This window comes from Stenotrophomonas sp. a6 (assembly GCF_030913325.1).
GTDB classification, from domain to species: Bacteria; Pseudomonadota; Gammaproteobacteria; order Xanthomonadales; family Xanthomonadaceae; genus Stenotrophomonas; species Stenotrophomonas maltophilia.
In genome coordinates this window covers 3,006,999-3,026,373 of record NZ_CP133161.1, presented here as the reverse complement: position 1 = coordinate 3,026,373, position 19,375 = coordinate 3,006,999, and the positions used below count along the sequence as shown (strand labels likewise).

Sequence of the window (19,375 nt, the reverse complement as noted above, 5' to 3'; positions counted from 1 at the left end):
ATGGCCAACCTTGCCGATCTGTTCGATTCCGCTGCCGCGCGTGCGCTTGATGCGCAGGCCTCGGCGCTGGCCGCCGAGGGCGGTTGGGGCCTGATGGCGCAGGCCGGCCAGGCCGCCTGGCAGTGCCTGCTGCAGCATTGGCCGCAGGCGCAGCGTATCGGCGTGGTGGTCGGAGCAGGCAACAACGGCGGCGACGGCCTGGTGCTGGCCCGCCACGCACGGAAGGCCGGGCGCGCGGTGGCGGTGATCGCCTTGCCGGGCAAGCCACCGGCGACGTCGCTGGCACAGCGTGCAGCATCGGAATTCACGTCCGACGGCGGCACCATCACTGATTTCGACGGCGCGCTGCCCGAGGCCGATATCTGGGTTGATGCCCTGTTCGGTCTGGGCTTCGATCGCGCGCCGGAAGGCGCGGCGCAGGCGCTGATCGCCGCCCTCAACGCGCAGACGGCACCGGTTCTGGCGCTGGACGTCCCCAGTGGCGTCGATGCCGACCAGGGCGCCGTACCGGGCGAGGCGGTGAAGGCTGCTTTGACCCTGCAGTTCATCGTGCCGCATCGCGGGCTGTATACCGGCGATGCGCTGGATCATTGCGGGCGGAAGGCGTTGGCGCCGCTGCAGCTACCCACGGCCGCATGGCAGGGCGTGTCACCCGCCGCAGAGCACTGGACCCAGGCTCGCTTGCCGGCACTGCTGCCGCCGCGTCGTGCTAATACCCACAAGGGCGAATCCGGGCATGTGCTGTGCGTCGGCGGCAACCATGGCAGCGGCGGGGCCATCGCGATGGCGGCCGAAGCGGCACTGCGTGCCGGCGCGGGACTGTTGAGCCTGGCCACCCGGCGCGATCACGTCGGCCCGTTGCTGGCTCGGCTTCCCGAGGCGATGACCCATGCGCTTGAAGATGGCGATGTGCTGCCGGCGTTGCTGGACAAGGCCAGGGTGGTGGCGATCGGCCCCGGCCTGGGCCAGGACGAATGGGCACGCGCAATGTTTGCGCAGGTGCTGGACAGCGACAAACCGCTGGTGGTTGATGCCGATGCACTGAATCTGCTGGCGCAGGATCCGCGCGCGCTGCCGGAGGCGATCCTTACGCCACATCCGGGCGAGGCCGCGCGTCTGCTCGACTGCAGTACCACTGACATCCAGGCCGATCGCTACCGCTGTGCGCAGGCGTTGGCCGAGCGATTCCACGCCGTGGTGGTGCTGAAGGGCGCGGGCAGCGTCGTGACGGCGCCCGGGCAGGTGCCACGGCTGATTGCTGCAGGCAACCCCGGCATGGCCGTGGGGGGCATGGGCGACCTGCTCACCGGCATCATTGCCAGCCTGCGCGCGCAGGGCCTGGCCGCCTTCGACGCTGCCGCCGCTGGCGCACTGCTGCACGCGCTCGCCGGCGACGCTGCGGCCGCCGACGGCGCGCGCGGCATGCTTCCCACTGATCTGCTGGTGCCGCTCCGGCAACTGGCCAACCCGGAACGCTCTTCATGACTGAATTCTTCCTTGCCGACAGCGATGCCACCGAACTGCTCGGGCAATGGCTGGCGGCGACCCGACCGCCGCAGGCGCTGATCGAACTGCGCGGCGACCTGGGCGCCGGCAAATCCACCACCGCACGCGCACTGCTGCGCGCGCTGGGCGTGCAGGGCGCGATCCGCAGCCCCACTTACACCCTGGTCGAGCGCTATCCGCTGGCCAGCGGTGGCGAGGCCTGGCACCTGGACCTGTACCGGATCGGCCAGGCCGGCGAACTCGATTTCCTGGGCCTGGACGAGGGCAGCGCGGTGTTGTGGCTGGTGGAATGGCCGGAACGCGGCGCTGGCGCGCTGCCGCCGACCGACCTGGTGGTGGCGTTGGAGATCGAGGGGCAGGGGCGTCGCGCCCGTCTCACCGGAGCCAGCGACGTCGGACATGAGTGGCTGAAGCGGCTTCCGCAAGGGGGCGACTTGCAGGCCATTTCTGTCGGCTGACGAGAACAAAGACCGGCAGGTTACGGATTATTAAGGAAAAAGGTGTTGCATTCCGTTCAGCGCGGTGATTGAATCCTGAGCCATGCGCCTGGGGAACCGTCTCATCGCTATCTGTGCCGCCGTCGGACTGGGTCTGGCGAGCGTCAGCGCGTGGGCCGGTGAAGTCCGCCAGGTCCTGCTGAATACCGGCGCCACCGGCACCCGTGCCGAGATCTCGCTGGTCGGCAGTGGCGGCTACAAGACGCTTTCTCTGGCCGGTCCGAACCGTCTGGTGGTCGACTTCCCTGACTCCAGCGCCATACGCAACCTGAAGATGCCGGCTGCGCAGGGCGTGGTCACGGCGGTGCGTACCGGACAGCCGGTGCCGGGCACCTTCCGTGTCGTTTTCGACCTCGCTGAATCGGTGGCGCCGTTCCGCCCGCAGATGCAGCGCGAGGGCAATGAATCAAAGCTGGTGATCGAATGGCCGGGCGATGGCCCGGCCGTGGCCGCCAGCCGTCCTGCAGTAACGCCGGCGGTGCAGCCGCAGGCACCGGTGGCCACGCCCGCGCCGACCCCGGCTGAAAGCGCACAGTCGCGTTCCGATGCCGCACGTGCGACCGCGCTGCTGACCGCGCAGGTGCGGCAGCAGGCCAGTGCCACTGCCGCCACACCGGCCACGCCGACCCCGGCGCCGTCCACCGCGCCGGCCCAGGTTGCGGCGGCCGGTACCGTGGCCAGCAGCTCACCTTCTTCCTCGCCGGCCGCGATCCTGGCCGGCCAGCGCACCGCCGCCGTGGTGACCACGCCGCCGGCTACCGTGCCGGCGCCGACGCCGGTGGAACCGCCGCGCCCGGCCATGCCCAGCGATGCCTCGCGCATCCGCATGCAGGCCGGCATGCGTCATCTGGTGGTCGCCATCGATCCCGGCCACGGTGGCCAGGATCCCGGCGCGATCGGCCCGACCGGCAAGCGCGAAAAGGATGTCACCCTGGCGGTGGCGCGTGAGCTGGCCCGCCAGGTCAATGCGACGCCGGGCCTGAAGGCCTATCTGACCCGCGACAGCGACGTGTTCATCCCGCTGCCGATGCGTGCGCAGAAGGCACGTGCAAACAAGGCCGACATCTTCATTTCGATCCATGCCGACGCGGCCGAAAACCGTTCGGCCACTGGTTCGTCGGTATACGTGCTGTCGACCAAGGGCGCCTCTTCGCAGCGCGCCCGCTGGCTGGCGGACAAGGAAAACGCGGCCGACCTGGTGGGTGGCGTGCGCCTGCAGCAGACCGAAGGCACGCTTGCCAACGTGCTGCTGGACCTTGCCCAGAGCGGTTACATGAAGGCGTCTGAAGATGCCGCCGGCCACGTGCTGGGCGGCCTGAAGCGGATCGGCAACAACCACAAGCCGAACATCGAACGTGCGAACTTCGCCGTGCTGCGCACCTCGGACATGCCGGCGATGCTGGTGGAAACCGCGTTCATCTCCAACCCGGACGAAGAGCGCCGCCTGATCGACCCGGCCTACCAGCGCAAGATCGCCGGCGCCGTGCTCGATGGCGTGCACACCTTCTTCAGCCGCCAGCCACCGCCGGGCACGCTGTACGCAGCCCGTGCCCAGGCCGAGATCGACGCTGCCGGGACCATGGCCGGCGGCAGCAAGTAACCCCGCCGAAGGCAGGTTGCTGCTTTCTGTAGCGTCGACTGTCAGTCGACTACGCGCGCAGCGCGGGGTTTTCGCCGCCCGGCGGAGGGCAGTCGACTGACAGTCGACTCTACACGGGGCGGCTCCGCTATCATCAACCCATGAAGTCTGCTGCCCATCCTCTCCCATGAGCGCGCCCGGACCGCGCCCGATCCGGCCGTTGCCGGAAATCCTGATCAACCAGATCGCCGCCGGCGAAGTGGTCGAACGTCCTGCGTCAGTGGTCAAGGAGCTGGTCGAGAACGCGATCGATGCCGGTGCCAGCCGCGTTGATATCGATCTTGAAGAGGGTGGTGTCCGCCTGATCCGCATCCGCGACAATGGCAGTGGCATCGCGCCGGAACAGCTGCCGCTGGCGGTCTCGCGCCACGCCACCAGCAAGATCGCCGATCTGGACGACCTCGAATCGGTGGCCACGCTCGGGTTCCGTGGCGAAGCGCTGCCGTCGATCGCCTCGGTCAGCCGCTTTACCCTGTCCTCGCGTCGCGCGCATGACGAACACGGTTCGGCACTGCAGATCGAAGGCGGCAAGATCGGCGAAGTGACGCCACGTGCGCATGCACCGGGCACCACGGTGGAAGTGCGCGAGCTGTTCTACAACGTACCGGCGCGGCGCAAGTTCCTGCGCGCCGAGCGTACCGAACTGGGCCATATCGAAGAGTGGTTGCGTTCGCTGGCGCTTGCGCGACCGGATGTCGAGCTGCGCGTGTCGCACAACGGCAAGGCCTCGCGCCGCTACAAGCCGGGCGATCTGTATTCCGATGCGCGCCTGGCCGAAACGCTGGGCGAGGATTTCGCCAACCAGGCCGTGCGCGTTGACCACAGTGGTGCCGGCCTGCGCCTGCACGGCTGGATCGCGCAGCCGCATTATTCGCGCGCCAGCGCCGACCAGCAGTACCTGTACGTCAACGGCCGTTCGGTGCGCGACCGCAGCGTCGCCCATGCGGTGAAGATGGCTTACGGCGATGTGCTGTACCACGGCCGCCAGCCAGCCTATGTGCTGTTCCTCGAGCTCGACCCGACCCGCGTTGACGTCAACGTGCACCCGGCCAAGCACGAGGTTCGCTTCCGTGATTCGCGGCTGGTGCACGATTTCGTCTACCGCACGCTGAAGGACGCGCTGGCTGATACCCGCGCCGGCATGTCGGCGCAGGAGATCGGTGCGGGTCCGGTGCATCCGGTGGACGCCGCTGCTGCACCGATGACATCGAGCGCGGGCGCATCGGGTTTCGGGCTGGCGCGTGGACCTGCGCCCGGTGCCGGCTCGGGTGGCGGTGGTGGTGGTTTTTCCGGCTGGCGCCCGCAGCAGCCCCTTGGACTGCAGGTGGCCGATGCACCGGCGGCCTATGCCGCGCTGTATGCCGCGCCGGCCGGTGCCGAACGCGGTGCTGCGCTGCCGCCGATGCCGACCGAGAACGGACTGCCGGTGACCAGTGCCGACGCCGGCGTACCGCCGCTGGGCTACGCGATCGCGCAGCTGCACGGCATCTACATCCTGGCCGAGAACGCAGAAGGCCTGATCGTGGTCGACATGCATGCCGCGCACGAGCGCATCGGCTACGAGCGCCTGAAGAACGCGCACGATGGTATCGGCCTGCAGTCGCAGCCGCTGCTGGTGCCGATCACACTCGCCGTGGGCGAGCGCGAAGCCGACACCGCCGAAAGTGAAGCCGAAACGTTGGCGGCGCTCGGCTTCGAGGTGACCCGTGCCGGTCCCGGATCGCTGCACGTGCGCAGTATTCCAGCGCTGTTGGCGCATGCCGAACCGGAGGGGCTGCTGCGCGATGTGCTGACCGACCTGCGCGAGCACGGCCAGAGCCGCCGCGTGGCCAGCGCACGTGACGAACTGCTGTCGACAATGGCCTGTCACGGTGCGGTGCGTGCCAACCGGCGCCTGACCGTGCCGGAAATGAACGCGCTGCTGCGCGACATGGAAATCACCGAACGGTCTGGCCAGTGCAACCACGGCCGGCCGACCTGGGCCCGTTTTTCGCTGGCGGAGATCGACCGCTGGTTCCTGCGCGGACGTTGAGGGGAGCATCGATGCGTTATCGGGGAATGGGCGGCCTGCTGGCCGCCTTGCTATTGGCCGCGTGCAGTCCGGCAACACCGCCGGCGCCGAAGGTTACCGAAGATCCGGCCTATGCGGCCGCGCAGCAGCAATGGCGGGTGGCCCGCTACCAGGACCTGACCCGGCCCGATGGCTGGACGGCCCTGGTCGGCCTGCACTGGCTGCAGAACAAATCACACTTCGTCGGCAGTGGTGCCACCAACGGCATCCGCCTGACGGTTGGCCCGGACAAGCTGGGCCTGCTGCGTCGCGAGGGCAGCCAGTGGTGGTTCACGCCCGAAGCCGGTGTGGATGTCAGCCATGATGGCCAGCCGGTGCGCGGCCGTATCCGCATCGACACCGACAAGGATCCGCAGCCAACCCTGTTGGCCTTCGACGGTGGCAAGGGCCAGCTCAGCATCATCCGGCGCGGGCCGCGCGATGCGCTGCGGGTCAAGCATGCCGATGCGCCGGCGCGCCGTGATTTCGCCGGGCTGGAGTACTGGCCGGGTGGCCCGGACTGGCAGGTGCAGGCACGCTTCATCCCGCATCCGGCGGGCAAGACCCTGCCCATTGTCGACATCACCGGCCTGACCACCGAGATGCCCAATGCGGGGGCGGTCGAATTCGAACGCGACGGCCGCACATGGCGGCTGGAGGCGATCGGAGCCACCGGGCAGCCGCTGTTCCTGATCTTTGCCGACCGCACCAGTGGCCGCGGCAGTTATCCGGCCGGGCGCTACCTGGATACCGATGCGCCGGCAGCCGACGGCACGCTACGCATCGATTTCAATCATGCCTACAACCCGCCGTGTGCATTCACCGCCTATGCCACGTGCCCGCTGGCGCCGCCGGAAAACAGGCTGGACCTGCGCATGGAAGCGGGCGAGAAGGCCTACCACCTGTCTGAAGGAGAGGGCTGAGATGCCGTTGAAGGGACTGTTCCGTGCAACGCTGCTGATGGCAGCGTTTGCAATCGCACCGCTGGCACCGGCGCGCAATGCACCGGCCACCGACGCCGCGGCCACGGCGGCGGCCAAGCCGCCGGTGCCGCTGCTGTGGAAGGTGACCGGCCCGGGTGATTCACGCGTATACCTGCTTGGATCATTCCACCTGTTGAAACCGCAGGACTACCCGCTGTCGCCCGATGTCGAGCAGGCCTTCGAGGCCTCGCAGCGGGTCGTGTTCGAACTGTCGCCGGAGGACATGCAGTCGCCGCAGCTGGCCAGCCGCATGGTGCAGGCTGCCGTGCGCACCGATGGCAGCGAGCTCAAGCGCGATCTTGACGCGGCCACCTGGCAGAAGCTGCAGGCGTTCGCATCCGAGAACAAGCTTCCGTTGGCACAGATGCAGGGCATGAAGCCCTGGTTCGTCGGCCTGAGCATTTCGGTCGGGCAGATGCAGAAGATGGGCCTGGACCCGGCGCTGGGCCTGGACCGTCATTTCATGGAGCGCGCACAGAAGACCGGCCGCAGGACCGCTGGGTTGGAAGACATCGATACCCAGATCGGCATGCTCGACGGCATGACCGTGCAGGAGCAGCGACAGATGCTGTCCGAGGCGCTGGATCAGGCGGGCAAGGGCGATGAGCAGGCGCGCCAGCTGCATGATGCCTGGCGGCGAGGCGATGAGCGCGTGTTGTGGACGAAGATGGCCGCGGAAATGCGCCAGCAGTATCCGCAGCTTTACCAGCGCATCAACACCGGGCGCAACGATGCGTGGGTACCGAAGCTGCTGCCGTACCTGCAGGCCGGGCAGGGTGGCACGCTGGTGGTGGTCGGTACGCTGCACCTTCTGGGCGGTGACGGCGTGGTCGAGAAGCTGAAGGCGAAGGGCTACAAGGTCGAACGCGTATGCACGGGGTGCAAAGCGAAACGTTGATGCTCCCCCGGGGCACAAAACAAAGCGGCGCGCCATTGGGCGCGCCGTTTTCGTATCCGCCGGTACATCGGCTCAGCGGCGGGTCTTGCCGCCGGTGCCGGTACCGGGTTCGTTGGGCTTGTTGCCGGTGCCGGTACCGGTGCCACCCGGTCGCGGACCACCGAAACCGGTGCCCATGCTGCGCTGGAATTCCTGCCACAGCTCCAGGTTGCGCTCGGTCAGCTGGTTCATCATCGCCCACGGGGTCTGGCCCAGCAGGTTGCCCATCTGCTGGCGGAACTGCTGCTGCTGGTCGAGGAAGACCTGCATGCTGCGCTCCAGGTAGTTGCCCATGAAGCCCTGCAGGGAATCGCCGTAGAAGCGGATCAGCTGGCTCAGCAGCTGGGTGGACAGCATCGGTTCGCCGTCCTGTTCCTGGTCGGCGATGATCTGCAGCAGGACCGAACGGGTGAGGTCGTCGCCGCTCTTGGCGTCACGGACTTCGAAGTCTTCACCGTCCAGGATCAGCTGGCGCACGTCCTCGATGGTGATGTAGCTGGAGATCTCGGTGTCGTAGAGACGGCGGTTCGGATACTTCTTGATGATGCGGGTCGCAGCCATTGAAGCGGTCACTCGTCACAGTAGATGCGAAGCATGGCGCAGTGCAGCAGCCGTTGCAACCGCCTCAGCCCCCGCCAGGCTTGGCTTTCACAGGGGATCATGTTGCGCAACAAGGGTTTGCGTGCTGCGCAGCATGACCATCGGCAGGGGCGGCGGGTGTGCGCCGCCGAGGCCGCCGCGGCCGCCGGCGCGGCTTACCAGCCCATATGGTGGCCGCCATTGATGTCCAGGTTGCTGCCGGTGATCCACGAGGCTTCCTCCGCCACCAGGAAGGACACCCCGTAAGCGATTTCCTCCGGCTTGCCGAGGCGCCCGGTGGGAATGTCGGCGACGATCTTGGCGCGCACTTCTTCCGGCACCGCCATCACCATGTCGGTCGCGACGTAGCCGGGCGAAATGGTGTTGACGGTAATGCCGAAGCCGGCGTTCTCGCGCGCCAGCGAGATGGTGAAGCCGTGCATGCCGGCCTTGGCCGCCGCGTAGTTGGCCTGGCCGTACTGGCCCTTCAGGCCGTTGATCGAGCTGATCTGGATGACCCGGCCCCAGCCGCGGCGGCGCATGCCCTCGATGACCGGGCGGGTGACGTTGAACACCGAATTGAGGTTGGTGTTGATCACATCGTGCCACTGGTCCGCGCGCATGCGATGGAACGTGGTGTCGCGGGTGATGCCCGCGTTGTTGACCAGGATCTCGACCGGGCCCAGCTCGGCCTCGACGGCGCGCACCAGCGCTTCGGCGCTGCCTGGATCGGAGACATCGCCCGGGAAGATCGACACGCTGTAGCCGCGTTCGGTCATTGCCTGCTGCCAGGCGCGGGCCTTGGCCTCGTCGCGGTAGTTGGTGGCGACCCGGTGGCCCTGGTCGGCCAGGCGTTGGCAGATGGCGGTGCCGATGCCGCCGGTTCCGCCGGTGACCAGTGCGACGCGAGATGTCATGGAGTGTTGTCCGGGTGTCGGGTGGGGGAAGGGGGATTCTGCAACATCGGCGCGGAAAGTGCGCCGGCTGGCAACAGGATGTCGGTCCGCGGCAGTCGTGCCGGGTCGAAGGCCTGCCGAGCGGTGGCCAGCAGCGTATCCAGGTCGTGCGCAGGTTCCAGCGCCCCGGGTGCCTGGCCGAGCAGCTTCCAGAGCTGGCGCAGCACGGGCAGCGGGTGCGAACTGTCCACCGGCAGCGCCGCCAGCGACTTGGACAGTTTGTGGCCCGGCGCATCCAGCAGCAGCGGCAGGTGCCAGTAGCGCGGCACCGCCAGCCCCAATGCCTGCTGCAGCAGGATCTGCCGCGCGGTGGAGTCGAGCAGGTCGGCGCCGCGCACCACTTCGGTCACTCCTTGTGCGGCGTCATCGACCACCACGGCCAACTGGTAGGCCCAGCAGCCATCGGCGCGGCGCAGCACGAAGTCGCCGACTTCGGCGTGCACGTCCTGCTGCTGCGGGCCGCGCAGGCCATCGTCGAAGTGCACGATGCTGCCCGGTGGCACGCGGAAGCGGACGGCAGGGTCCGGTCGAGGTTGCCGGGCGACGCAACGATGGTGGATGCCGCCGTTGGCGGCCAGGTCGCTGCGGCTGCAGTGGCAGACAAAGGCCTGGTCGCTGGCCAGCAGCACGTCCAGCGCGGCCTGGTAGGCCTCGCCGCGGGTGCTCTGCCAGAGGATCGGGCCATCGTGGACCAGGCCGAACGCGGCCAGCGCCCGCAGCTGTGACTCGGCGGCGCCGGGCACGGTGCGTGGTGGATCGACGTCTTCGATGCGCAGCCGCCACAAGCCGCCGTTATGTCGCGCGAGCAGCCAGCTGCCGAAGGCGGCGAGCAGGGATCCGGGATGGAGCAGGCCGGTCGGCGAGGGCGCGAAACGACCGCAGGGAATGGGGGAGGTCATGCTGGCTGAATCGTCGGTCAGGTTGGCGCTTGAATTCAAGCTGACCACACCGCAAATTGACCGGTATCGACCCCTTCCGAGCCGGATTTTCCCATGTTTACCCGCATTGCCCTGTTCCTGGCGACCAACTTCGCGGTCCTGATTCTCGCCAGCATCGTGATGTCGTTGCTCGGGGTCAATCCAAGCCAGATGAGCGGCCTGCTGGTCATGGCCGCGATCTTCGGCTTCGGTGGCTCCTTCATCTCGCTGCTGCTCTCCAAGTGGATGGCCAAGCGCTCCACCGGTGCGGTGGTGATCACCGAGCCGCGCAACCAGACCGAGCGCTGGCTGCTGGCCACCGTCGAGCGCCAGGCCAAGGCGGCCGGTATCGGCATGCCCGAAGTAGCGGTGTACGAAGGCCCGGAGATCAACGCCTTCGCCACTGGCGCCAACCGCAACAACGCGCTGGTGGCGGTGTCCACCGGCCTGCTGCACAACATGAGCGAAGACGAGGCCGAAGCGGTGCTGGGCCACGAGATCGCCCACGTCGCCAACGGTGACATGATCACCATGGCGCTGCTGCAGGGCGTGCTGAACACCTTCGTGATCGTGCTGGCCCGCGTGGTCGGCGGCATCATCGACAGCGCGCTGTCGGGTAACCGCGAAGGCGGCGGCCGTGGCTTCGCCTATTACATCATCGTGTTCGTGCTGGAGATGGTGTTCGGCCTGTTCGCCACCATGATCTCGATGTGGTTCTCGCGCCACCGCGAGTTCCGCGCCGACGCCGGCGGTGCCTCGCTGGCCGGCCGCCAGAAGATGATCGCCGCGTTGGAGCGGCTGCAGCTGAACCACGGCCAGAGCACGCTGCCGACCCAGATTGCCGCTTTCGGTATTGCTGGTTCGACGGCGAAGAAGCTGTTCATGAGCCATCCGCCGCTGGAAGAGCGCATCGCCGCGCTGCGGGCGTCGACGGTGGCGTAAGTCTCCGTACTTCTACGGTAGTGCAGGAACGCCTGGCCCCGCGCCGGGCGTTTTTGTTTGCGCGGTGCATTGCTGATGCCGGATCGTGCCCGGCGGATCGTTTCCGCGCCTGCGGGGAGGTGTCACTTTCTTTGCACGAGCAAAGAAAGTGACAAGCACGATCACCGCACAAGCGAAAACGGCACCCTCGCAGGTGCCGTCTCCATGAACCGCTTCAGGCGAAACCTCAGAACTTCGCGTCGAACTCCGCCGCGTAGCCCGTGTTCACCAGCACCTTCTGCAGCGACTCGGCCACCTTCAGGTTGCCGGCAACGATCTGGTGGGTCTCCGGGCCACGGTTGTCCATCCGGCCCAGGGTCGCGCCCTTGAAGTCGCAGACCTTGCCACCCGCCTCGCGGACCAGCAGCAGCCCGGCAGCGATGTCCCACGCCTTCACGCCGGCTTCGAAATAGGCGTCGGCGCGGCCGCAGGCCACGTAGGCCAGGTCCAGCGCGGCCGAACCGGTGCGGCGGATGTCCTCAGCCTGGACCAGCAGGGTGTCGACCGACTTCAGCTGCGCGCTGGCGCGGCTGCGTTCGCGCGGGGCGAAGCCGGTGTGGATCATCGTGCCTTCCAGATCCTTGCGGTCGGCCACGCGGATGCGGCGGTCGTTCAGCACGGCGCCGGCGCCACGGCTGGCGGTGAACAGTTCATTGCGCAGCGGATCGAAGATGACGGCATCGGTCGGCTCGCCGTTCTCGACCAGGGCGATCGACACGCAGTAGTGCGGCACGCCGCGCAGGTAGTTGCTGGTGCCATCCAGCGGGTCGATGACCCACATCTGGCGGCGCTCGCCCTGCACGCCACCTTCTTCACCGAAGATGCCGTAATCCGGGTAGGCGCGCTTGAGTTCCTTGACGATGACCTTTTCCGCGTCCGCATCCACTTCGCTGGCGTAGTCCATCCGGCCCTTCTGCACCACGTTCAGTGCCTCGAGCTTGTTGATGTTGCGCAACAGGACGTTGCCGGCGAGGCGGGCGGCCTTGACCATGACGGTGACGGCGGGTTTCTGCATGGCGTGGGCTCCCGGAAAGGCAGAAGAGATGGACTGGCGGGGGAAAAGAGCGGGTCCGGCGCAGTGGCCGGCCGCACAGTTTACCATTGGTCATCGTCCAGCTCGACCTTTTCCCTGTTCATGTCCCAGTTTCCCGCCGCCACCCGCCTCCGATTCGTCCTGGTCGGTACCCAGCACCCCGGCAACATGGGGGCTGCCGCCCGCGCCCTGAAGACCATGGGCCTGGCCCGCCTGGTGCTGGTCGCCCCCGAAAAGCCGCTGGACGAGGAGGCCTTCCGCCGCTCGGCCGGTGCCGAAGACGTGCTGGGGGACGCTCCGGTGGTGGCTACCCTGGCCGAGGCCGTGGCGGATTGCCGCCTGGTACTGGGTTGCACGGCCCGTGCCCGCCGCGTCCAGCTGGAGGAGTACCTGCCGGCCGATGCCGCTGCCCGTGCGGTGGCCAAGGCGGGCGAAGGTGCCGAGGTCGCACTGGTATTCGGCCGCGAGCGCACCGGCCTGACCAACGAGGAGCTGCAGCTCTGCCACGCCGCAGTGCACATCCCGTCAGACCCGGAGTTCAGCTCGCTCAACCTGGCCGCCGCCGTGCAGGTGCTGGCGTACGAAACGCGCATGCAGCTGCTGGGCGCGCAGCCGGCCGCCGACGCCGAGCCGGGCTTCCGCGAACAGGCCGCCAGCCATGAGCAGATGGAGAGCTTCTTCGCCCAGCTCGGCGACACCCTGGACGAGATCGATTTCCACAAGGGCCGCGCGCCGGAATCGGCGATGCGCAAGCTGCGCCGCCTGTTCCTGCGCAGCGAGCCGAGCGAGCAGGAAGTGCGCCTGTTGCGTGGCATCCTCGCCGACACCCAGCGCATGGCGCGTCTGGCCCAGGCCGGCAGCAAGGACAGCTGACGACGTTCTCATTTTTTCGGGTAGTCTGTCTGGATACCCAGGGGGGGATGACGTCTGTGTCGGGTCTGCGAAAGGCAATGCAGGGGGGACTGCTGAGCCTGGCCATGGTCCTGCTGGCCGGAGCCGTGCATGCAGCACCGGATCCGGTGCTGGTGCTGGGCCGGATCAGCGATGACCCCCAGGCTCACTACGAGCAGCTGCAACCCCTGCTGGACTACGTGGTGGCGCGCATGCATGACGTCGGCATCCAGGAGGGGCGGGTACTGATGGCCCGCGACCCGCAGCAGATGGCCAGCTATCTGCGGCGGGGACGGGTCGACTGGGTCACGGAAACCTCCGGTACGGCGGTGGCACTGGGCCAGCGCAGTGGTGCGCGGCCGCTGCTGTTGACCGAGCGCAACGGGGTGCGCGAATACCAGACGGTGTTCTTCGTGCGCAGCGACAGTCCCATCCAGCGGGTGCAGGATCTGCGCGGCCATCGCCTGGCCCTGCAGAACACGGCATCCACCAGCGCCTACCTGGTGCCGGTGATGACTCTGCTGAACCATGGCCTGTCGCCGCAGATCCTGGCCGGGGTCTGGGACGTGCCCGGGCGTGACAGCGTGGGGTATGTGTTCGCGCGCAGCGAGTTGAACATCGCGACGTACGTGCACAAGGGGATGGCGGATGTGGGGGCGGTGAGCAGCGTGGACTGGAACGACGAGCGGCGGGTGCCGGCTGCATTCCGGCGCGATTTCCGCGAACTGCTGCGCACCGAACCCTACCCGCGTGCGGTGGAGATGGTCCGCGCCGACCTCGATGCCCGGGTGCGCGACCGCCTGCAGGAAGTCCTGCTGCAGGCAGCCAGCGACCCGCAGGCACAGGGCGCGTTGCATCGGTTTTTTGGCACTTCCGGTTTCCACCGTGTCGATGCGCATGCGCAGCAGCGGTTGGATGAATTGAAACAAGGATTGACGCGCGTGCGGATGGAAGTGGAATGAAGTGGCTCGGCTCGGGGATGCAGGCCCGGTTCCTGCTGGCGATGGGCGGAGCGATGGTCGTGGTGGTCGCCATTCTGGCGGTGCTGCTGGGGCGCCAGACGGCGATGCAGAGCGAGGTGCGCACCCTCAGCGGTGGCGTCATCCATGAATTGTTCGACCGCAGCGTGCGCAGCCGCGGCGAGGCGATGGCGCGCGAGTTGTCCGATGCGCTGGCCAACCCGCTGTATTACCGCGACCTGGACCAGGTCGGCGTGCTGGTGCGCAGCACGGCGCGACAGCCGGTGGTGCGCTATGTACTGGTGTTCGACGAGCGCGGCCGGCTGGTGCACGACGGCTCGGTCGAGGTCCCGGGATTCGGCCAGCCGATGGGCGATCCCCTGGCACCCAAGGCTGCGGCGGCGCAGGCCTTGCTGGTGCAGGAATCGCCGAAGGTGCTGGACAACACGATGCCGATCATGGTCGGCAACCAGCGCATCGGCGGCGTCCGCGTCGGCATGGCGCTGGACGAAGTACAGCAACGCGAGCAGGCGGCCAACGCCACCCTTGGCGAGCGCCTGCAACTGGTCGGCAGCCGCCACCTGGGTTGGTTGCTGCTGATGCTGGGGTTGCTGGTGGTGATCGGCGTGGTGGTGATCCTGTACGTGCAGCGCACGCTGGTCGCGCCGATCCGCGATCTGGCCGCGGCCGCGCGCCGCATCGAGGCCGGTGACTACCAGACGCCCCTGGCCGAGAACACCCGTGACGACGAAGTGGGTGAGCTGGTGCGCGGCTTCGCCCGCATGCGCGATGCGATCGCCCGCCATGACCGTGAAGTGCGGCGCATGGCCTATACCGACGCGCTGACCGGGCTGACCAACCGGCTGGCATTCCGCGAAGCGCTGGACCATCGGCTGATGGCCGCGCGTGCCGCCAATCACCGGTTGGGCCTGCTGTTCGCCGACATCGACGATTTCAAGCGGGTCAACGACACGCTTGGCCATGAGGCCGGTGACGAGGCGTTGCTGCAGTTCGCACAGCGCATCGGCCGCGCCGTTGCGGAGGCAGGCGGCGACGAGGCCCTGCTGGCCCGCTTCGGCGGTGACGAGTTCGTGATCCTGGTGGGCGACGGTGATGTGGCCGCCAACGCGCGGCTGCTGGCCGAAGTGCTGGTGCGCGAGCTGGGCAGGCCGCTGGTGGTGCAGGGCAGGGAGCTGTTCCTGGGCACCTCGATCGGCGTGACCCTGTTTCCCGACGATGCGGCCGATGCGACCACCCTGTTGAAAAACGGCGACATCGCCATGTACCAGGCGAAGATGGCCGGCAAGAACTGCTATCGCTACTACAGCCGGGCGATGGACCACGCGGTCGAACGTCGCGTGCATATGGAACAGGAGCTGCGCGGGGCCTGGGAGCGCGGCGAACTGCGCCTGGCCTACCAGCCGATCTTCCGCATGCGCGACCGCCGCATGGTCGGCGTCGAAGTGCTGCTGCGCTGGCAGCATCCGACCCTGGGCACGATTCCGCCATCGGTGTTCATCGAGGTGGCCGAGCAGAGTGGTCTGATCGAGATCATCGGCCCGAAAGTACTGCGTGCGGCCTGCATGGAGGCCTCGCAGTGGCCGCGCGGGGCGGCCGGCGACGACCTGTTCGTGTCGGTGAACGTGTCACCGCGGCAGCTGCGCGGCGGCGAACTGCCGGCGCTGGTCGCGCAATGCCTGCATGAGTCCGGGCTGCCAGCGTCGCGCCTGCATCTGGAGCTGACCGAGACCGCGGTGATCGGTGACGAGATGGTCGCCGCGCAGCTGCTGGACAAGCTGCACCGCACCGGCGTGAAGGTATGGCTGGACGACTTCGGCACCGGCTTCTCCGGGCTCAGTCATCTGCGCCAGGTGCCGGTGGACGGCGTGAAGATCGACAAGAGCTTCGTGGCCGACATGCAGCGTGATCCCGACGACCTCGCATTGACCACGGCGATCATCGCCATGGCCCACGCGCTGGGCATCACGGTGGTGGCCGAGGGCATCGAGCAGCAGGCGCAGTTCGAACTGCTGGCGCAGCGCGGCTGCGATCTGGGGCAGGGCTACTGGCTGAGCCACCCGGTCACCGCCACCGAAGTGGTGCGGATGATCGAATCGGGCGTTTGACCGATTGACGTTGTGCCGTGGGTCATCCCTTTTCCGCAGTAAAAGGGATGACCCACGCTACGGAATTACACCGGGCGCTTGCTCGGGTCGCCGGGCAGTTCGCGCACCAGCTTCGGGACCAGATAGCCGGACAGGCGCGCGGTCAACCCGGCAATCAATGCCTTGGCCCGGGTGTCGTCCACTTCGAAGTGGGCCACGCCCTCGACCCGGTCCAGCTGGTGCAGGTAATAGGGCAGCACGCCGGCGGCGAAGCTGCGCTCGCTCAGGTCCTGCAGGGCCTGCACGCTGTCGTTGACCCCGCGCAGCAGCACCGCCTGGTTCAGCAGCTGGGCGCCGATGCCGCGCAGGCGGGCCATCGCCGCGTCCACGCTGGCGTCGAATTCGTTGGCGTGGTTGGCGTGGACCACGATGGCCAGCGGCCACGGCAGGCCACCCAGCCAGGCCAGCAGTTCCTCGTCCACGCGCTCGGGCAGCACGATCGGCAGCCGGGTATGGATGCGCAGGCGGCGGATATGCGGGATCGCGCGCAGGGCGTCGGTCAGCTCGACCAGCTTGTGCGTGGCCAGCGACAGCGGGTCACCGCCGGACAGGATCACCTCGTCGATGTCCGGGTCGGCGGCGATGGCGGCTACGGCCTCCTGCCAGCCGCCCTTGGCAGCGTTTTCCGCGCCATAGTCGAAGTGGCGGCGGAAGCAGTAGCGGCAGTTGATCGCACAGCTGCCCGTCGCCACCAGCAGGGCGCGGCCACGGTACTTCTGGATGACGCCGGTGGCCTTCTTGGCCGCACCATCACCCACCGCATCGAAGCTGAACCCGGGCGCCGGGCGCATTTCCTCGTCGATCGGCAGCACCTGCCGCAGCAGCGGATCGGCCGGATCGCCCTTGCGCATGCGGGCCACGAACCCCTCCGGCACGCGCAGCGCGAACTGGGCCATGGCCGCTTCGGAGACGCCCAGTGCCGCCGGGTCCAGCTGCAGCCGGGCCAGCAGCGCCTGCGGGTCGCGCAGTGCCTGGCGCCAGAGCTGCTGCCAGCGCGCGGGCGCGCCTGGCGACTGGGGCCGGGGGAAGGCGGAAAGCTGCATGGAGAGGGGGCCTGCGGTTATCATGGGGGCAGAAAAACAGTCGCCCACCGGCATCCGGTGGGCTTTCCATTCTAACGGCTCGCCGCACCCGCGGCGTTTTTGCCACTCAGGAGTTTACGCATGGCCAGCTACGGCATGAACGACGTCAAGAACGGGATGAAGATCCTGGTCAACAACCAACCGGCCGTCATCATCGACACCGAATACGTCAAGCCGGGCAAGGGCCAGGCCTTCACCCGCGTGAAGTACCGCCTGATCAAGGACGGCCGTACCCAGGAAGTGACCATGAAGTCGACCGACTCGCTGGATGCAGCCGACGTCGTCGATACCGACATGAACTTCATGTACAGCGACGGCGAGTACTGGCACTTCATGGACCCGGAATCCTTCGAGCAGGTCCAGGCCACCAAGGCCGGCATGGGCGGCGCCGAGAAGTGGCTGAAGGGCGAGGAGTCCTGCGTGGTCACCCTGTGGAACGGTGAGCCGATCTTCGTGCAGCCGCCGAACTTCGTCGAGCTGAAGATCACCGAAACCGATCCGGGCGTCCGTGGCGACACCTCGGGCGGCGGCGGCAAGCCGGCCACGCTGGAAACCGGCGCCGTGGTCCGCGTGCCGCTGTTCGTGAACCAGGACGAAGTGATCCGCGTCGACACCCGTTCGGGCGAATACTCCGCACGCGTCAAGTAATCCGGCGCAGCCGGATTACGATAGTGCCGGCCGCTGGCCGGATACGCGCCATCGCGTTCGCGCTGGCGCTCCCATGATCTGCTTCGGCAGATCATGGGCCCCGCTTCACGGGTCTCCAGACCCCGCCGCTTCGCGGCAGCCCCTGACTCAGGGGCGTGTCCCCCAGAAGTATCTCGCCGCCCCCCAGCCAGTGAGTCCGCATGAGCGATAGCCCGCACCTCCCCGAAGCCTGCGACCTGCTCATCGAAGCCGGTTACGTCGTTCCGATCGAGCCGCATGCGGTGGTGCTGGAAGACCATGCCGTTGCCGTGCGTGGCAGCGAGATCGTGGCCATCCTGCCGCGTGCCGAGGCGCGCGCGCGCTTCCGTGCCACCCAGGTGGTCAGCCGCCCTGAGGCCGCGCTGATGCCGGGCCTGGTCAACGCGCACACGCACAACCCGATGACCCTGCTGCGCGGCGTCGCCGACGACCTGCCGCTGATGACCTGGCTGCAGCAGCACATCTGGCCGGTGGAAGCGGCGGTGATCGGCCCCGAATTCGTCGCCGACGGCACCACCCTGGCCATCGCCGAGATGCTGCGCGGCGGCACCACCTGCGCCAACGAGAACTACTTCTTCGGCGATGTGCAGGCCGCCGTCTACAAGAAGCATGGTTTCCGCGCGCTGGTCGGCGCGGTCATCATCGATTTCCCCACCGCCTGGGCCAAGACCGACGACGAGTACTTCGCCAAGGCCGGTGAACTGCATGACCAGTGGCGCACCGATCCGCTGATCGGCACCGCGTTCGCGCCGCATGCGCCGTATACGGTCAACGATGCCAACTTCGAGCGGGTGCGGATGCTGTCCGACCAGCTCGACATGCAGGTGCACCTGCACACCCACGAGACCGCGCAGGAGATCAACGATTCGATCAAGCTGCACGGCCAGCGCCCGCTGGCGCGGCTGGATCGCCTCGGCCTGGTCAACGACCGCCTGATCGCGGTGCACATGACCCAGCTGACCGATGCGGAAATCCACCTGTGCGCCGAGCGTGGCGTCAGCGTGGTGCATTGCCCGGAATCGAACCTGAAGCTCGCCTCCGGTTTCTGCCCGGCCTGCGCCCTGCAGCGCGCCGGCGTGAACCTGGCGATCGGCACCGACGGCTGCGCCAGCAACAACGACCTGGACATGTTCAGCGAGAACCGCACCGCGGCGATTCTGGCCAAGGCCGTGGCCGATGACGCCACCGCGCTGGACGCGGCAACCACGCTGCGCGCGTCCACCCTGGGCGGTGCCCGCGCGCTGGGCTTCGGCGAGCGCATCGGTTCGATCGAAGTCGGCAAGCAGGCCGACCTGGTCTGCGTCGACCTGTCCGCACTGGAAACCCAGCCGCTGCACAACGTGCTGTCGCAACTGGTGTACGCCACCGGCCGCCAGCAGGTCAGCGACGTCTGGATCGCCGGCAAGCCGAAGCTGGTGCAGCGCGAGCTGGTCGGCATGGACCTGCCGGGCATCATCGCCAACGCGCGCCAGTGGCGCGAGCGCATCCGTCATATCCGCGCCTGAACCCCGGC

Annotated in this window: 17 protein-coding genes; 12 read left to right on the top strand and 5 right to left on the bottom strand. The window is 67.9% G+C overall.

The window, feature by feature from the left end; translation table 11 throughout:
* The 6 genes from Q9Q79_RS13995 (at nt 1) to Q9Q79_RS13970 (ending at nt 7,573) form a co-directional block, all read left to right on the top strand.
* Nucleotides 1-1,485, top strand: coding sequence for an NAD(P)H-hydrate dehydratase (locus tag Q9Q79_RS13995; protein WP_049397335.1), 1,485 nt, complete (start codon nt 1-3; stop codon nt 1,483-1,485).
* Nucleotides 1,482-1,964 carry a tRNA (adenosine(37)-N6)-threonylcarbamoyltransferase complex ATPase subunit type 1 TsaE gene (gene tsaE / locus Q9Q79_RS13990; RefSeq protein ID WP_005410396.1) on the top strand — a complete coding sequence of 161 codons (483 nt, stop codon included), beginning with the start codon at nt 1,482-1,484 and terminating at the stop codon, nt 1,962-1,964. The genes Q9Q79_RS13995 and tsaE overlap by 4 nt, the downstream gene beginning before the upstream one ends.
* 82 nt (nt 1,965-2,046) lie before the next feature.
* Nucleotides 2,047-3,603, top strand: coding sequence for an N-acetylmuramoyl-L-alanine amidase (locus Q9Q79_RS13985; protein ID WP_049397337.1), 1,557 nt, complete (start codon nt 2,047-2,049; stop codon nt 3,601-3,603).
* 166 nt (nt 3,604-3,769) lie between these two features.
* A complete protein-coding gene (gene mutL, locus Q9Q79_RS13980; protein WP_005410394.1) occupies nt 3,770-5,674 on the top strand; it encodes a DNA mismatch repair endonuclease MutL in 1,905 nt (634 codons plus the stop codon).
* 11 nt (nt 5,675-5,685) lie between these two features.
* A complete protein-coding gene (locus Q9Q79_RS13975) occupies nt 5,686-6,615 on the top strand; it encodes a DUF1684 domain-containing protein (protein WP_005410393.1) in 930 nt (309 codons plus the stop codon).
* Nucleotide 6,616: 1 nt separating this feature from the next.
* On the top strand, nt 6,617-7,573 hold the full coding sequence (locus tag Q9Q79_RS13970; RefSeq protein ID WP_024958298.1) for a TraB/GumN family protein: 957 nt from the start codon (nt 6,617-6,619) through the stop codon (nt 7,571-7,573).
* Nucleotides 7,574-7,645: 72 nt separating this feature from the next.
* Here the strand turns inward: Q9Q79_RS13970 and phaR are convergent, their stop codons facing one another.
* The 3 genes from phaR to gluQRS all read right to left on the bottom strand — a co-directional run bounded on the left by phaR (nt 7,646) and on the right by gluQRS (nt 10,046).
* Complete coding sequence (gene phaR, locus Q9Q79_RS13965; RefSeq protein ID WP_005410391.1) at nt 7,646-8,173, bottom strand: polyhydroxyalkanoate synthesis repressor PhaR; 528 nt, start codon at nt 8,171-8,173, stop codon at nt 7,646-7,648.
* Nucleotides 8,174-8,367: 194 nt separating this feature from the next.
* Nucleotides 8,368-9,108, bottom strand: a complete 741-nt coding sequence (phbB, locus tag Q9Q79_RS13960; RefSeq protein ID WP_005410389.1) for an acetoacetyl-CoA reductase — start codon at nt 9,106-9,108, stop codon at nt 8,368-8,370.
* Complete coding sequence (gene gluQRS / locus Q9Q79_RS13955; RefSeq protein ID WP_012480843.1) at nt 9,105-10,046, bottom strand: tRNA glutamyl-Q(34) synthetase GluQRS; 942 nt, start codon at nt 10,044-10,046, stop codon at nt 9,105-9,107. Before gluQRS ends, phbB begins: the two co-directional genes overlap by 4 nt.
* 93 nt (nt 10,047-10,139) lie before the next feature.
* Between gluQRS and htpX the strand changes: the two genes are divergently transcribed.
* Nucleotides 10,140-11,006, top strand: a complete 867-nt coding sequence (gene htpX / locus Q9Q79_RS13950) for a protease HtpX (protein WP_005410387.1) — start codon at nt 10,140-10,142, stop codon at nt 11,004-11,006.
* A 226-nt stretch (nt 11,007-11,232) separates the two neighbouring features.
* Here the strand turns inward: htpX and Q9Q79_RS13945 are convergent, their stop codons facing one another.
* On the bottom strand, nt 11,233-12,060 hold the full coding sequence (locus tag Q9Q79_RS13945; RefSeq protein ID WP_005410386.1) for an inositol monophosphatase family protein: 828 nt from the start codon (nt 12,058-12,060) through the stop codon (nt 11,233-11,235).
* A 120-nt stretch (nt 12,061-12,180) separates the two neighbouring features.
* On the opposite strand from Q9Q79_RS13945, the gene Q9Q79_RS13940 reads away from it, so the two are divergent.
* The 3 genes from Q9Q79_RS13940 to Q9Q79_RS13930 are packed head-to-tail and all read left to right on the top strand — an operon-like array spanning nt 12,181 to nt 16,054.
* Nucleotides 12,181-12,951, top strand: coding sequence for an RNA methyltransferase (locus Q9Q79_RS13940; RefSeq protein ID WP_005414025.1), 771 nt, complete (start codon nt 12,181-12,183; stop codon nt 12,949-12,951).
* A 47-nt stretch (nt 12,952-12,998) separates the two neighbouring features.
* Nucleotides 12,999-13,931: a phosphate/phosphite/phosphonate ABC transporter substrate-binding protein gene (locus Q9Q79_RS13935; protein ID WP_049404638.1), complete on the top strand. Its 933-nt coding sequence runs from the start codon at nt 12,999-13,001 to the stop codon at nt 13,929-13,931.
* Nucleotides 13,928-16,054, top strand: a complete 2,127-nt coding sequence (locus tag Q9Q79_RS13930) for a GGDEF domain-containing protein (RefSeq protein WP_062607456.1) — start codon at nt 13,928-13,930, stop codon at nt 16,052-16,054. The genes Q9Q79_RS13935 and Q9Q79_RS13930 overlap by 4 nt, the downstream gene beginning before the upstream one ends.
* A gap of 65 nt (nt 16,055-16,119) precedes the next feature.
* On the opposite strand, the gene epmB is transcribed toward Q9Q79_RS13930, so the two are convergent.
* Nucleotides 16,120-17,160 carry an EF-P beta-lysylation protein EpmB gene (gene epmB, locus Q9Q79_RS13925; protein ID WP_099470238.1) on the bottom strand — a complete coding sequence of 347 codons (1,041 nt, stop codon included), beginning with the start codon at nt 17,158-17,160 and terminating at the stop codon, nt 16,120-16,122.
* Nucleotides 17,161-17,256: 96 nt separating this feature from the next.
* Here epmB and efp point away from each other — a divergent pair, with 96 nt between their 5' ends.
* Together efp and Q9Q79_RS13915 are read left to right on the top strand one after the other, a co-directional pair.
* A complete protein-coding gene (gene efp / locus Q9Q79_RS13920; protein ID WP_005410381.1) occupies nt 17,257-17,823 on the top strand; it encodes an elongation factor P in 567 nt (188 codons plus the stop codon).
* Nucleotides 17,824-18,023: 200 nt separating this feature from the next.
* Complete coding sequence (locus Q9Q79_RS13915) at nt 18,024-19,367, top strand: TRZ/ATZ family hydrolase (RefSeq protein ID WP_005410380.1); 1,344 nt, start codon at nt 18,024-18,026, stop codon at nt 19,365-19,367.
* Nucleotides 19,368-19,375 lie beyond the last annotated feature (8 nt).